This is a genomic window from Emcibacteraceae bacterium (assembly GCA_041396985.1).
GTDB lineage: Bacteria > Pseudomonadota > Alphaproteobacteria > Sphingomonadales > Emcibacteraceae > Pseudemcibacter.
Window position 1 is genome coordinate 20,722 of record JAWKXO010000004.1, and the last position, 13,815, is coordinate 34,536.

The window sequence follows — 13,815 nt, forward strand, 5'->3', positions numbered from 1 at the left end:
TATAAGATTATTTTTTCTGATAACCGTTTTTAATTTTGTCTTTTATACCGTCAATTTTATCTTCATCCGGTTTTAAAGACAGGGCATGACGCCATTGAAAGCGCGCTTCATTTTTCCGCCCGACCACCCAATATATATCGCCCAGATGGTCATTTATGGCCCAATCCTGCGTTTGAAGCTGTGCTGCCCGCTCTAACACCGGAACCGCTTCTTCAACATCGCCCATTTTAAAAAGCGCCCAGCCAAGGCTGTCAACGATATATCCATCATTGGGTCTAAGCTCAACTGCACGTTCAAGCATGGCTTTTGCTTCTTCATAATTTTTGCCGCGATCAACCCACGAATAGGCCAGATAATTCATCACCATCGGTTGTTCGGGTCTGATTTCCAGGGCTTTCTTGAAATCCCCTTCCGCTTCGTCCCAGCGTTTAAGCTGATCCAGCACTATGCCGCGCGTATAATAAAGGATCCAGTCCCTTTCCGTTTCCTTATCCACTGTCGCAACAACCTTGTCATAGACACCGATTGCGTCCTGATACTGCTCGTGGGTACGGTAAAATTCAGCCAGGGCATTAAGCACTTCCCGATTATCAGGATACTGTTTTTCCAACGCCTTAAATGCTTCAAGAGCCTTATCAGAAAGAGCCATCTCGTTATAAAGCCATGCTTTTTGCAGGTTCGTCTGGAAATAAAGCGGACTGTCGCTGCTGATGCGGTTTAACTGCTTCTCCGCCCCTTCAAAAAACTTGTCATCTTCGAAAATCTGAGCCTGAAGGAAATTGGCCAGCGGAAAATCCGGTTTAAAATAGAGAGCATATTGCAGATAATTTGTGGCGACCCGCCTGACATTATCCTGCATCAAAATGGTGGCGACTGAATAAAAAAGCTCCGCATAGCCATCATTTACGTCACTGATAAATGGCGCCAGCTTCCCGCCTTTTTCAATTTCATCAAGGGCCGCTTTTATTTGCACATTTGTCGGCGCTTCATCTAGATACCCCTGCAACACATCAACGGCCTGATTTTTATCGCCCATACGGGCAAGAATTTTTCCGTAAGCTTCGATTGCCCGGAGGCTCGGTGAGCCACCCTCATTCAGTGATTTTGAATAATACAGCTTAGCCTGTTCAATATCTCCCAGATATTCATACATCAGGCCTGCCTGAAAATAATTGAAGAAATTAAAACTGGATGCTTCATCAAATGTCGCAACAATGCCATCCAGTGACTGTCTGTCTTTCTGACCCGCATAAATCCAGCCTTTGAAAATCGGCTTGATCAGGTTCAAAATGCCACTATTCGAAATGGTATCAACATCCTCAAGGGCTTTTGCATACGACTTCTGCTTTACATCGTTAAAAAACAGAATAAGTTCGGAAAGATCACTTTTCTGGTCAAGGCCCTCAAGTTTTCTGGCAATTTTTATGGCATCTTCAAAGCGGCCGTCCGTCACCAGAATACCTAAGGTAAACTGATTAAGCGACACATTATCAGGATCATATTCAAGCGCTTTCAGGTAATTTTCGGCGGCGACATCATACTGATTGTTTGAAAGGGCGTGTCTTCCGGCAAGATATTCACCAAAGGGCAGCTCTTCTTTGTCCTCCGAAACCGCCTGACCGGACGCCGAGACAAAAAAAGAGACAACGACCGATGCCATTAACACCACCAACGTCATCACGGTGAACAGTCTGCTCAATATATAATTCATTCTTTAAATTGCCTTTTACCTGATATTTTTTTCTAACATACACATGATTATACTAATAAAATATTACATATTCGGATAGTTAGGCCCGCCGCCGCCTTCCGGTGTCACCCAATTTATATTCTGGTTTGGATCCTTGATATCACAGGTTTTGCAGTGAACACAGTTTTGTGCATTAATCTGTAGTCGCGGTTTTTCGCCGTCCATCAGAAATTCATAGACCCCTGCCGGGCAGAACCGTGCTTCCGGCCCGTCATATATTTCATAATTAACAGCGACCGGCACATTTTCATCTTTTAATTTTAAATGGCAGGGCTGATCCTCGGCATGGTTGGTATTGGACAGAAATACCGAGGAAAGTTTATCAAACGTCACAACCCCATCCGGTTTTGGATAATTAATTTTTTCGCATTCCGCCGCGGGTTTAAGGCATTCATTGTCGCGGTCATGGGAAAAAGTCCAGGGCAGCAAAAACCCAAGACCAATATTATTCATCCACATATCAAAGCCACCATATAGCGTCCCCCAAAACGCCCCAAACCTATGGATAGCAGGTTTGGCATTACGGACCCTTTTAAGGTCCTTATAAATCCAGCTGTCCTTAAAGGCCTGCTCATAGCCGTCGAGCGCCCCTGAAGCACCATTTTCAAAGGCTTTGAAGGCTTCCTCCGCTGCCAGCATTCCGCTTTTCATGGCATTATGGGTCCCTTTAATGCGCGGCACGTTAACAAACCCGGCAGAACAGCCAATGAGCGCACCGCCCGGAAAGCTAAGCTTCGGCACCGATTGTAGCCCGCCTTCATTAATGGCGCGCGCGCCGTAGGAAATCCGCTTTGCCCCATCAAACAAACCTTCAAACAACGAGTGGGTTTTATAACGCTGCATTTCATCAAACGGCGATAAATAAGGATTAGCATAATCAAGACCGACCACAAATCCGATCGCCACCTGATTATTGTCCAGATGATAACAGAAACCACCGCCAACTGTATCATTTGACAGCGGCCAGCCCTGGGTATGGATGACTGTTCCCTCTTTATGCTTTTCACTTTTAACTTCCCAGAGTTCCTTGATGCCGATGCCGTATGTCTGCGGTTCCCTGTCTTTTCTTAAATCAAATTTTTCAATCACCTGTTTGCTGAGTGATCCGCGCGCCCCTTCGGCGAAGAATGTATATTTCGCATGAAGTTCCATACCCGGCATATAGCTGTCCTTATGGCTACCGTCTGCCGCCACACCCATATCACCGGTGGCCACCCCTTTAACCGAGCCGTCATCATGATAAAGAACTTCCGCAGCCGCAAAACCCGGAAAAATTTCAATCCCCATATTTTCGGCCTGTCCGGCGAGCCAGCGGCTTAAATTGCCAAGACTGACAATATAATTTCCCTTATTGCTCAGCAGCGGCGGCATTAAAAAATGGGGAAGTGACGTTTTGCCCTTTTCGCTTAGCATATAATGCTTGTTCTCAGTCACCTCAACCGTGACGGGGGCATCCATATTCCGCCAGTCAGGAAACAGTTCATTAAGGGCAATAGGGTCAATCACCGCACCGGAAAGGATATGGGCGCCAATTTCCGATCCTTTTTCAAGAACACAAACGCTATAATCCTTCCCCGCCTGATCAGCCAGTTGCTTGAAACGGATTGCACTGCTTAGTCCGGCGGGACCACCACCGACAATCACAATATCATATTCCATAAACTCGCGTTCCATAATGCCCCGCTCCTTTCGGTTCTTTATCAAGCAATACCCGTAAAACCATTGTGTCGTCAATGAAACTAATCGTTTATTTCACCTGAAAACTATATTAAATATGTCAGAACACTATTAAAAATTAGAGGCAAAATTATGAAATTCGAACAAGTCGCCCGCCTGCCGCTGACCAGCCTGCCCACGTCATTTTATGCAATGGCCAACCTTAGCGCCGCATTGGGCGGCCCGAATATATATATCAAACGTGATGATGTGATGGATCTTGCCCATGGCGGCAATAAAACCCGGAAACTCGAATATGTTTTTGCCGATGCCGTGAATAAAGGCGCCGATACTATTCTGACCATGGGTGGCATACAGTCAAATCACGTGCGCCAGACCGTTGCTGCAGCCGCAAGATTTGGTTTTGAAAGCCATATTTTTTTAAACAGCCCCGTTCCTGAACGAAAAAAGGCCATGTTATCCGGCGGCAATTACCTGATGGATAAAATCATGGGCGCTCATGAAGTGATCATTGATGGGGATGATGATGCAGTTGCTGCCGCCATGAAACAAACAGAACAGGACCTGATCCGACAGGGTAAAAAGCCCTATGTGGTGCCAATGGGTGCTTCAAATGGCCTTGGCAGCCTTGGATATATGCTGGCCGCCCGTGAAATGATGACCCAGTGGGACAATATGGGCATCAGCCCAAGCCATATTTTCCTTGGCACCGGCAGCGGCGGCACCCATGCCGGGCTATTAACCGGCCTTCGTTATTTCGGCAACCGGGATATTAAAGTTGTCGGAATTTCCGTCAGCCAGCCGGAAGAAATCAAAAAACAGACTGTCCGTGATGTCTTATCCCAAATCAGGGACGTAATCGACATCCCTGATACTCTGGTCACGGAAGACGACATCATCATTAGTGGTGATTATTATGGTAAGGCATATGCCTACCCGACCGATGCCGCCAATGATGCCATTAGACTGCTTGGGGCAACGGAAGGAATTATACTTGATCCTGTCTATACAGGTAAGGCTATGGCCGGGATGATTGATATGATCAGGAACGGCAAACTTGAAAACGCCCGGGATGTCGTCTTTCTCCATACCGGGGGTGCGCCCGCCATTCACACATTTGCTGATCTTTTTCTTGATATGGAAAATAAGTCATGATCAGAGCTTTTGCCATCGTTCTTACATCAGTCCTTTTGGCCCAGCCTACTTTTGCTGAAGGGCTAAAAGTCGTAATGCTCGGCACCGGCACACCAATGTCCTATCCAGACCGGTCCGGCCCCGGTGTTGCGATCATTTCCGGTGGTGAAACCTATATTATTGATAGCGGTGCAGGAATTTTCCGTAAAGCCCGCGAAGCCGAAGCTATGGGTATAATGGAACTTGCCCCACCGAAGCTTGATAAAATATTCCTGACCCATCTTCATTCGGACCATACAACGGGGTTGGCCAATATGATTTTGGCACCCTGGGTTCTGCGCCGTGATCAGCCGCTTCGGCTTTACGGCCCGCCCGGAACAAAACATATGGCTGATCATATTCTCGAAGCTTACTCAGAAGACATTGACATGCGGCTACATGGTTCACAACCGGCAAACCCGAACGGTTATAAGGTTGAAAGCCATGAATTTTCAATTCCCGGCATTATTTTTGAGGATGATAATGTCATGGTTGAAGCTATTAAAGTCCCCCATGGCAGCTGGAAATATGCCTATGCCTATAAATTTACTGAAAAAAAAGGCGGTAAAACAGCGCTGATCTCCGGCGATACAGCCAAAAGCGAAGACCTGATGAAAGCGGCAATGGGTGTTGATATTCTGGTCCATGAAGTCATTTCCGAAATCGCCCTGAACAAAAGAACGGAAGATTGGCAGGTATATCATCGCGCGTTTCATACGTTACCGCAGGAGCTGGCCGAGATTGCCAATAAGGTCAAGCCCCGGCTGCTCGTGCTTTATCATCAGCTATACTGGGATAAGGCCGATGACAATCTGGCAGAGGAAGTCAAAGCCGCCGGCTATCATGGTAAAGTTGTTTCCGCCAATGATCTGGATATATTTGAATAAATTTTAGCCAAGCATCCCGTAAAGCGTCACCCCGACAAAATTGGCCGTTGCGTAACCGAATGTTCCGGTGAGTACCGCCGGCGTCACCAGTGTCCGCCAGCCCATGGCCCCCGCCATCGCCGCCGCCGTTGGTGGCCCCAGAATACAGGCGTTGGAGCCAACAAGAACCTCCGGCAGCCCGATTTTAAATAACTTTGATAAAGTCAGGATTGTCACCAGATGGGTTGCCAGAATAATGAAAGCAAAAAGCGCTAGCAGCATACCACTTTCAATCATGGTCAGAATATCAACCCCGGAACCGATCATAAACAGGAACATATACATAACGGCAATACCGATCGGGAATGCCTCAACAAGGCCGCTGACTTTTTCGTGAAAGGCTGTTGCCATCGCCACAGTAATCGCGGTCAGGATTAGCAGCTGCGCTGCCTGAAAACCGATCAAATCAGAAATGGCCCCGCTGATCCAGACGATCAGAAATGAAATCCCCAGTGAAAGAATGGCCCGCTCAATTGAAAAGGGCTTTTCCGCCTCCTCTTCCAGTTCCGACTGATCATCAAGATATTTTGTCCCCCCGGCATCATAGCCAAAGGTTTTTGCCATAAATTTCATGGATGGAATGGCAAGCAATAGCACCATAAAAAGCGTGCCGACCACATTATCTGCCGCGACACTGGCCGCAAGCAAATTGCTGTCATCAAATCCAATCGCATTGGACACCCCGACAAAATTGACCGACCCGCCAATATAGGTCGCGCTGAATATCCCGGCCAGCTCAGGGGTTTTCTCGCCAAGCGGAAGTAAAGTTATGCCCAATAGCACACCAAGAAATGTTCCAAACGCGCCAAAGGAAAAAGCCACAAGGGTCCAGCCGCTTTCCATAAATATTTTTTTCAGATTGGCATTAAACAGGAGAAGGACAATCGCCACCGGCACACCCGTGCTGTTTATGGCGCCGAAAACATTATTTGATGGAGAAATAATATTAAAATTGGCAAGGACCGCCCCGGTTACCAGGATCATAATAGTAGCAGAAATTTTCTGACCGAGCTCTGTTTTTTCCAGTCTTAACACCAGGCCAACCATAAGCAGCACCACGGCCCACATTGCAAAATCATTATCCGCCGGAATAAGTGACATATTTTTTCTCCTAAAAAATACCCGTTCCCCAAAAAAATCTTGTCTTGACCCTATCTGATATGATTAGCTGTTGCCAACATTTTATTTTTTGAGAGTAAGTGATGCATTTTAAAATTGAAAAAAAATCATATCCTTTAAAATCGCCTTTTGTCATTACCGGATATACGTTTAATGACTCAAACGCCGTGCAGGTCACTATAGAAAAAGACGGACATATCGGTCGCGGGGAAGCCAACGGCATTTATTATGTAAATGAAACCCCGGAAAGCATGGCCGCCCAGATTGAAGATGTGATCCATAGCCGCCTCACCCATGAAGAAGTAGGCGACCTGCTGCCCCGTGGTGGTGCCCGCAACGCGCTTGACTGCGCATTCTGGGACCTTCGCGCCAAGGAAAGCGGAAAAAGCATCTGGCATCTTTTGGACATTAACCCCCATCGTCTGGTCACTGTTGCCACTGTCGGCATTGATACACCGGAGCTTATGGCGGCCAAGGCCCGCGAATATTCAAAATATCCCAATCTGAAAATCAAGCTGTCCGGGGAAAGCCCCATTGAACGGCTTGAAGCAATCCGCGCCGCCCGCCCTGATGCCACCCTGATCACCGATGTCAATCAGGGTTGGAGCTTTGAAGAACTGAAAGACTATATCCCCCATTGCAAAAGACTGGGGCTTGCCATGATCGAGCAGCCCCTGGCCCGAGGCGGTGATGAAATGCTTGAAGGCTTTAAATCGGATGTGCCCTTAGGCGCCGATGAAAGCTGCCTTGACAGCAGTGAATATAAGGAAAATGCAAAACGCTATGATGTGATTAACATTAAGCTTGATAAATGCGGCGGGCTTACGGACGCCCTGAAAATCGTAAAGCTGGCCAAGCGCGACGGCAAAGGTCTGATGGTCGGCAATATGACCGGCTCATCGCTCGGCATGGCCCCAAGCTCCGTGGTCGGGCAGTTCTGCCAGTTTGTTGATATTGATGGCCCACTTTTCCTTAAGCAGGATATCCAAAACGGACTTGAGTATGCCGATGGCGGTATTGCCAGCCTGCCAACACCAAAATTATGGGGATAGGATAAATGAAATCGCGGATCATCATAGCCTTTTTTGCCATTCTGACCCTCTCCGGCTGCGGCTGGTTTGGCTATCATGAACCGCTTGATATTGCCGATAATAAGCTCCCCTACTGGCTGAAACTGAATGCGCGGACCACGGACGAACTGAATATGGTGGTTATTCACGCGACCGAACTTTCCGATATGGCGGAAGCGCGTGAATATGGCGAACGCATCCTTTATGAAAGCGGTACCGGGGCCTCCGGTCATTATTATATCGACCGAGATGGCAGCATTGAACAATATGTCCCCGATAACCGCATTGCCAATCATACATCGGGCTGGAATTCACGGTCTTTGAGCATCGAACTGATCAATAAAGGCCGCTATCCCGACTGGTATAAATCCGACCATCAGGTAATGCAGGAACCATACCCGAAGGCCCAGATTGATGCGCTCATCAAACTGGTCAGGGAACTGCAAAGCAAATATCCATCCCTGAAATATGTGCAGGGCCATGAGGACCTTGATACACGGATGATGCCGGCGGAAGATAACCCGGACATTGAAATTCACCGTAAACTGGACCCCGGCCCCTATTTTCCCTGGCCCCGTTTTCTTGCCGCCATCAATTTAAAAAAAGAAACACCACCGCAGGACAATTGATCCCCTCAAAAATAAAAAGCTGCCGGATTGAATTTTAACCCGACAGCCAGTATACTATAGTTTCCAATAAGCCGTTTTATAAACGGTTTGGGCGTTTATCATCGTGCCTGATGATAAGCGCCTTTTTATTGCTCATCGCAACATTGACAGTCGCATTTTGAACAGTCGCAACCGCCTTCACAGTCGCAGCTTTTTTGTTCATTGACGTCCTTTTCTTCAGTTGTCATTTTTTCTCCTTTCATGAACAACATGTTTTTTCGATATTTGCCGCTGTTTGTCTTAGAAGCGCGGCGACTTCCTTCCTGTTGACATGGTAAAAGACTTCCTTACCACGCTTGGTTGCCGATACAATTCCGGCATTTTTCAGGATTGCCAAATGACGACTGACCACCGAAAGGTCAACCGTGCAGCAGCCGGCCACCTCGCCCACATTGCAGGCGCAGTCCCGGCTGCATAAATTATTCAGTATTTTCATCCGGTTCGGATCGGCCAGTGCCTTGAACACCTGTTCCGTTTTCATCAAATCACCTCATATGTATATTTGCACAATAATGCAAATAATAACTTAATGCAAGTATCCTTCTCACAACAATAAGATTTAAAATAAATATTGCGGTCAAAAAATGGATAAGTCATACTTAAATAGATTTAAATGTAGGGGGAAAGAAATATGAAAAAGAGGCCTAAAAAAACAAGAAAACCTAATATACAAACCAATCCCAATAATACCCCCGAGATTCCAAAAAAATCATTTTTTGATGGAAAGTTTAAACCTTTTATATATATTATTTCTACATCTACTGCCCTATATATGGCATGTTTAAATGGCCCCCCAAACATTTCAATTGATAGAGTAATAAACGGATCAACTAATTCTGATTCACGACTAATTATAACAAATTTAGGTCTTCTTCCCGCTTATAACGTAGATGCAGATGTTGAAAAGTTAAATGTACTTATAGGATCAAACAGAATTGTGAACGGAAAAGGGAAGCACGTAGGAGCATCAGCCACAAAAATATCCTTTAATGAAACTACACAGATTGAAGCCTGCACAGATACTTACTTAGATCCGGGCTTAAAATATGATAAATGCAACTTCATTCTTGTTCTTAGATATGACTTAAAAATTTTCAATTGGAAGCACGAATATAAAAAAAGGTACTTTATAGAATTAAGAAACACGGATGATAATTTTGAATGGACTTACACGATGATGTAATATTAAAAAAAATTAGTTTTTCTTCACTCACCCAAGGTTCTGGTTGGCGATGTGGCCCTGGCGGCTTTGCACTTCGATAAAAATTCTGCGGATACGGGGATGGAGTTTTTTGATTTTGATCTCATTTTCGGAAATTGTTCGTTCAACTTCCCCCGCCGTTATATCGTCCCTGAAATCAAGGCTGAGATTAAGCAGCACATCATTAGGACCCATATGCATGGTCAGGATTTCATTAACATTGATAATCGCCGGGTTGCCCTGAAACAGATTTCTTATACTACTCACTATATCCGAACTGGCCGCCTCACCGATCAAAAGACCTTTACATTCATAGGCCAGCACACAGGCGGTCGTTGCCAGAATAATCCCGATAATAACGGAGGCAAAACCATCCGCTTCCGGAATATTGAAAAAATCGCCCAGGAAAAGACCAATAAGCGCCGCAAAAAGGCCAAGCATGGCTGCGGTATCTTCAAACAGAATGGCAAACAGGCTGGGGTCTTTACTTTTCTGGACCGCTTCAAAGAATTTAAGCTTGCCGCGGCGCTGGTTAAATTCATCATAGGCCAGTTTCCATGGATATGCTTCAAACAGCAGCGCAACCCCAAGAACAATATAATTAACCCTGATATTGCTGATTTCCTGCGGCTCAAGAATTTTATGAACCCCTTCATAAAGGGAGATACCGGCACCTACAGCAAAAATCATCATCGCCACGCAGAATGACCAGAAATAAAGTTCCTTGCCATAGCCGAACGGATGGTACTGATCCGCTTTTCTTGACGATTTTTTAATACCGTAAAGGAGCAAGACCTGATTTCCACAATCAACAATACTGTGGATTGCTTCTGAAAACATTGCTGATGAACTGGTATAAAGAGCTGCTGCTAGTTTACTAAGAAAGATAAGAAAATTCCCGAACAGTGCCGCGAATATAACTTTTTTAGACGAGTGTGCTGACATTAAGTCATATTATCCTAAATTTGCCTTGTTATCAGCATATTACTGACAACATAAAAAAATACAAAAGAATTCATAATCTAATTAATTTTTTAATTTCTCTGTTATATAATTACCATATGGAAATAGAACAATACCCATCTGCCGACTTAAATGCTCTCGCCACCCTTAAATGGTATGTGGATTGCGGTGTCGATGAAACTGTGTCCGACACCCCGGTTAACTGGTTTGAAAATTCTGAAAAAAATGATCAAAACCAAGATGTTACCATCAAACCCGCCTCGCCCGTAAAAACATCGGCAAATGGCCCGCTTTCATCAAATCGTGAAATCATTGAAACGGCCGAAAAGCTAGCCGCTGACGCCATGACGCTTGACGAACTCAGGCAGGCGATTCTCGATTTTGATGGATGCAGCCTGAAAAATACGGCTTCAAATACTGTTTTTTGCGACGGAAACAGTCAAAGTAATATTATGCTTATCGGCGAAGCACCCGGTGCCGATGAAGACCGGATCGGAAAACCTTTTGTCGGGCAGGCCGGACAACTGCTTGACCGGATGTTTGCCGCCATCAACATGACCCGGGAGGATGATTTTTATATTACCAATATGCTGCCCTGGCGGCCGCCGGGCAACCGCAAGCCGACCGACGGGGAATGTGCCATGTGTCTTCCCTTCGTCCGGCGCCATATTGAACTTTTCAACCCTAAAATGATAATCCTCATCGGCGGCACGTCTGCCAGTGCCCTGCTTAATGTCCAGACCGGGATAACAAAACTGCGCGGCAAGTGGGTTGATTATAAAATCGGCGATCAAATGATCCCGATGATGCCGATATTCCACCCGGCTTATTTATTGCGTCAGCCGCAATTTAAAAAGCAGGCATGGCATGACCTGCTACAAATCAAGGAACGGTTAGAGAGTAAAGTGAGTAAATAGTATGTTTAAAATCAGGTTGTTCTTCAGAATTCTCATCCTTTTGGCCTGCCTGGGCGTTGCGCCATCATACGCACAGGACAGTTACACGGACCGGCTAAATCTTTCGCCCTTAAGCGCTGAAGATGTCGAAAATTACCGCACCATATTTTATGAGCAAAACCGTGGTCGCTGGAAACAGGCGGACCGTGCCATCAAGAAAATCAGCAATCCGATCCTGATGGGCCATGTCTGGTATCAGCGCTATATGCACGCAACGGCCTATACGTCCAGTGTTGACGAACTTAAAGTCTGGATGAAAAATTTTGGTGACCTTCCCGGTGCCGAACGCATTTATGATCTTGCCAAACGAAAAAATGGCGGCAATACAAACGGTATTCTGCAACCCATGACCGGAACCGCTTATTCATTCCCGGCTGAAAAACCAACACCGCCATCACGCGCCGAATTGGCCGCTGCCGAAGCCGCCAAACCGGAACCGAGCGAACCAACAGAAGCCCAGCTTCGAAAACGTCAGGAACGCCTTGATGTGGCCGAGCTGAACCGTGTCATCAACCGTTATCTGCGCCAGCATAATGCCGCGCGCGCCGAAAAAAGATTATGGGCCTTTACCGAACGCGGCCTTTTGACCAGTCAGGAAATTGACAATCACCTCTCACGCATTGCCAATGAATATTACCTGACCAATTTTGATGATAAGGCCTTTGCCCTTGCCCAACTGGCCAGCCGTTCCCGCGAACATATTTCGCAGGCAGACTGGATCGCCGGTCTTGCCGCATGGCGCCTTGGTGACTGTGCAGTCGCCGCTGAACATTTTGAACATGTCGCCAATTCGGCCGTTGCCGGTGACTGGACCGCTGCTGCCGGTGCCTTTTGGGCCGCACGGGCCTATCTCAATTGCCGTCAGCCGGAAAAGGTAAGCCCGCTTCTTAAAAAAGCCGCCTCATTCAAATTAACTTTTTATGGTATATTAGCCGCCCGCCAACTTGGCGTTGATGTTGATCTTGACTGGACGGCTCCGGAATTCACCGAAAGGGATTATCGGGAACTGCGCGATCTTTCCAGCGTGCATCGCGCCATCGCCCTTGCCCAGGTTGGCGAAAACACCCTCGCCGATCAGGAACTTTCAAACGCTTGGGGCCAGACCCGGGACAGCCAACATCTGGCGCTTCTCGGCCTTGCCGCGCGCCTTGGCCTTGCAGCAACCCAGCTTCGGATCGGACGCGTTGAAGAACAGAAACGCATCGCCGCCCTGGACAGCACGCTTTATCCGATCCCCTATATTACTCCGGAAGGAGGCTATACCCTTGATAAAGCCCTTCTATTCGGCATGATCCGTCAGGAAAGCGGCTTTAACAGCTGGGCCAAAAGCGGCGTTGGTGCCCGCGGCCTGATGCAGTTGATGATGGGAGCAGCTGGTGATATGTCCCAAAACAGCAGCCTGCGCCGCATCAAGCTGGACGATCCGCGCTATAATATGTATCTGGGCCAGAAATATATGAAAACCATGCTGGAACAGTTTGCGGAAAATAATCTCTTTAAATCCCTGACCGCCTATAACGCCGGACCGGGCAATATGCAGAAATGGGTCAAGCAAACCAATTTCCAGGATGATCCGCTTCTCTTCATTGAAAGCATCCCTGCCCGCGAAACCCGCATTTATATTGAACGGGTCCTATCGAACATGTGGATTTACCGGATGAGAATGGGGCAGAAAACCCCGACCCTTGATTATGTTGCAGAAGGAAGGTGGCCGATTTATACGCCGCAGGATAAAACAAAATCAGCCGAAAATAACAATAATAAAAAGGCGGAAGACTATGCCAATCGATCCTGATCGGGAATTTTTACCGTTAAATATTGCCATCCTGACCCTGTCTGACAGCCGCAGCCTAGAAAATGATATTTCCGGACAGGTGCTGGTTGATAAGCTGACTGAAGCGGGCCATAGTCTGGCTGACCGCGCGATCATTAAGGACGATAAAGACGCCCTTCGCGCCCAGCTTAAAAAATGGATAGCGGATGATCATATTCAGGTGATCATTTCAACCGGCGGCACCGGCCTTACCGGCCGCGATATAACGCCGGAAATTTTCCATGAATTTTATGATAAGGAAATAGAGGGTTTTGGTGAAATATTCCGCCAGATATCCTTTAAGATTATCGGCACAAGCAGCCTTCAAAGCCGGGCCACCGGTGGTGTCGCGAACGGCACCTATATGTTTGCGGTTCCCGGTTCCCCCGGTGCCTGTAAGGATGCCTGGAACCATATATTTGCCGAACAGCTTGATATCCGCTTCCGGCCCTGCAATTTTGCGGAAATGATGCCCCGCCTCAAAGAAAAGTAATATTTC

14 protein-coding genes are annotated in these 13,815 nt (G+C 46.9%); 8 read left to right on the forward strand and 6 right to left on the reverse strand.

Features of this window, described 5'->3' with window-relative positions; genetic code table 11:
* Positions 1 to 7: 7 nt before the first annotated feature.
* Together R3D86_11050 and R3D86_11055 are read right to left on the reverse strand one after the other, a co-directional pair.
* Positions 8 to 1,711, reverse strand: a complete 1,704-nt coding sequence (locus R3D86_11050; GenBank protein ID MEZ5758746.1) for a tetratricopeptide repeat protein — start codon at positions 1,709 to 1,711, stop codon at positions 8 to 10.
* A 63-nt stretch (positions 1,712 to 1,774) separates the two neighbouring features.
* Positions 1,775 to 3,424, reverse strand: a complete 1,650-nt coding sequence (locus R3D86_11055) for an electron transfer flavoprotein-ubiquinone oxidoreductase (GenBank protein MEZ5758747.1) — start codon at positions 3,422 to 3,424, stop codon at positions 1,775 to 1,777.
* Positions 3,425 to 3,559: 135 nt separating this feature from the next.
* Here R3D86_11055 and R3D86_11060 point away from each other — a divergent pair, with 135 nt between their 5' ends.
* Together R3D86_11060 and R3D86_11065 are read left to right on the forward strand one after the other, a co-directional pair.
* Entirely contained in the window at positions 3,560 to 4,582 is a 1,023-nt protein-coding gene (locus tag R3D86_11060) for a D-cysteine desulfhydrase family protein (GenBank protein MEZ5758748.1), read from the forward strand.
* Positions 4,579 to 5,487, forward strand: coding sequence for an MBL fold metallo-hydrolase (locus R3D86_11065; GenBank protein ID MEZ5758749.1), 909 nt, complete (start codon positions 4,579 to 4,581; stop codon positions 5,485 to 5,487). The genes R3D86_11060 and R3D86_11065 overlap by 4 nt, the downstream gene beginning before the upstream one ends.
* 3 nt (positions 5,488 to 5,490) lie before the next feature.
* On the opposite strand, the gene R3D86_11070 is transcribed toward R3D86_11065, so the two are convergent.
* Positions 5,491 to 6,627 (reverse strand): DUF819 family protein, encoded by a 1,137-nt coding sequence (locus tag R3D86_11070; protein ID MEZ5758750.1) that lies wholly within the window; start codon positions 6,625 to 6,627, stop codon positions 5,491 to 5,493.
* Between the two features lie 101 nt (positions 6,628 to 6,728).
* On the opposite strand from R3D86_11070, the gene R3D86_11075 reads away from it, so the two are divergent.
* Positions 6,729 to 7,697, forward strand: a complete 969-nt coding sequence (locus tag R3D86_11075; protein MEZ5758751.1) for a dipeptide epimerase — start codon at positions 6,729 to 6,731, stop codon at positions 7,695 to 7,697.
* 5 nt (positions 7,698 to 7,702) lie between these two features.
* Positions 7,703 to 8,344 (forward strand): N-acetylmuramoyl-L-alanine amidase, encoded by a 642-nt coding sequence (locus R3D86_11080; GenBank protein MEZ5758752.1) that lies wholly within the window; start codon positions 7,703 to 7,705, stop codon positions 8,342 to 8,344.
* A 76-nt stretch (positions 8,345 to 8,420) separates the two neighbouring features.
* On the opposite strand, the gene R3D86_11085 is transcribed toward R3D86_11080, so the two are convergent.
* Both R3D86_11085 and R3D86_11090 read right to left on the reverse strand, forming a co-directional pair.
* Complete coding sequence (locus tag R3D86_11085) at positions 8,421 to 8,546, reverse strand: hypothetical protein (GenBank protein MEZ5758753.1); 126 nt, start codon at positions 8,544 to 8,546, stop codon at positions 8,421 to 8,423.
* 36 nt (positions 8,547 to 8,582) lie between these two features.
* Positions 8,583 to 8,864: a metalloregulator ArsR/SmtB family transcription factor gene (locus tag R3D86_11090; GenBank protein ID MEZ5758754.1), complete on the reverse strand. Its 282-nt coding sequence runs from the start codon at positions 8,862 to 8,864 to the stop codon at positions 8,583 to 8,585.
* A 150-nt stretch (positions 8,865 to 9,014) separates the two neighbouring features.
* Here R3D86_11090 and R3D86_11095 point away from each other — a divergent pair, with 150 nt between their 5' ends.
* Positions 9,015 to 9,566, forward strand: coding sequence for a hypothetical protein (locus R3D86_11095; GenBank protein MEZ5758755.1), 552 nt, complete (start codon positions 9,015 to 9,017; stop codon positions 9,564 to 9,566).
* Between the two features lie 27 nt (positions 9,567 to 9,593).
* Here the strand turns inward: R3D86_11095 and R3D86_11100 are convergent, their stop codons facing one another.
* The gene (locus tag R3D86_11100; GenBank protein MEZ5758756.1) at positions 9,594 to 10,529 is read right to left on the reverse strand and encodes a cation diffusion facilitator family transporter; all 936 of its coding nucleotides are present in this window, start codon (positions 10,527 to 10,529) and stop codon (positions 9,594 to 9,596) included.
* A 116-nt stretch (positions 10,530 to 10,645) separates the two neighbouring features.
* On the opposite strand from R3D86_11100, the gene R3D86_11105 reads away from it, so the two are divergent.
* The 3 genes from R3D86_11105 to moaB are packed head-to-tail and all read left to right on the forward strand — an operon-like array spanning position 10,646 to position 13,809.
* Positions 10,646 to 11,464 (forward strand): uracil-DNA glycosylase, encoded by an 819-nt coding sequence (locus R3D86_11105; protein MEZ5758757.1) that lies wholly within the window; start codon positions 10,646 to 10,648, stop codon positions 11,462 to 11,464.
* A gap of 1 nt (position 11,465) precedes the next feature.
* Positions 11,466 to 13,298 (forward strand): lytic transglycosylase domain-containing protein, encoded by a 1,833-nt coding sequence (locus R3D86_11110; GenBank protein ID MEZ5758758.1) that lies wholly within the window; start codon positions 11,466 to 11,468, stop codon positions 13,296 to 13,298.
* On the forward strand, positions 13,282 to 13,809 hold the full coding sequence (moaB, locus tag R3D86_11115) for a molybdenum cofactor biosynthesis protein B (GenBank protein MEZ5758759.1): 528 nt from the start codon (positions 13,282 to 13,284) through the stop codon (positions 13,807 to 13,809). The genes R3D86_11110 and moaB overlap by 17 nt, the downstream gene beginning before the upstream one ends.
* Positions 13,810 to 13,815: the final 6 nt, after the last annotated feature.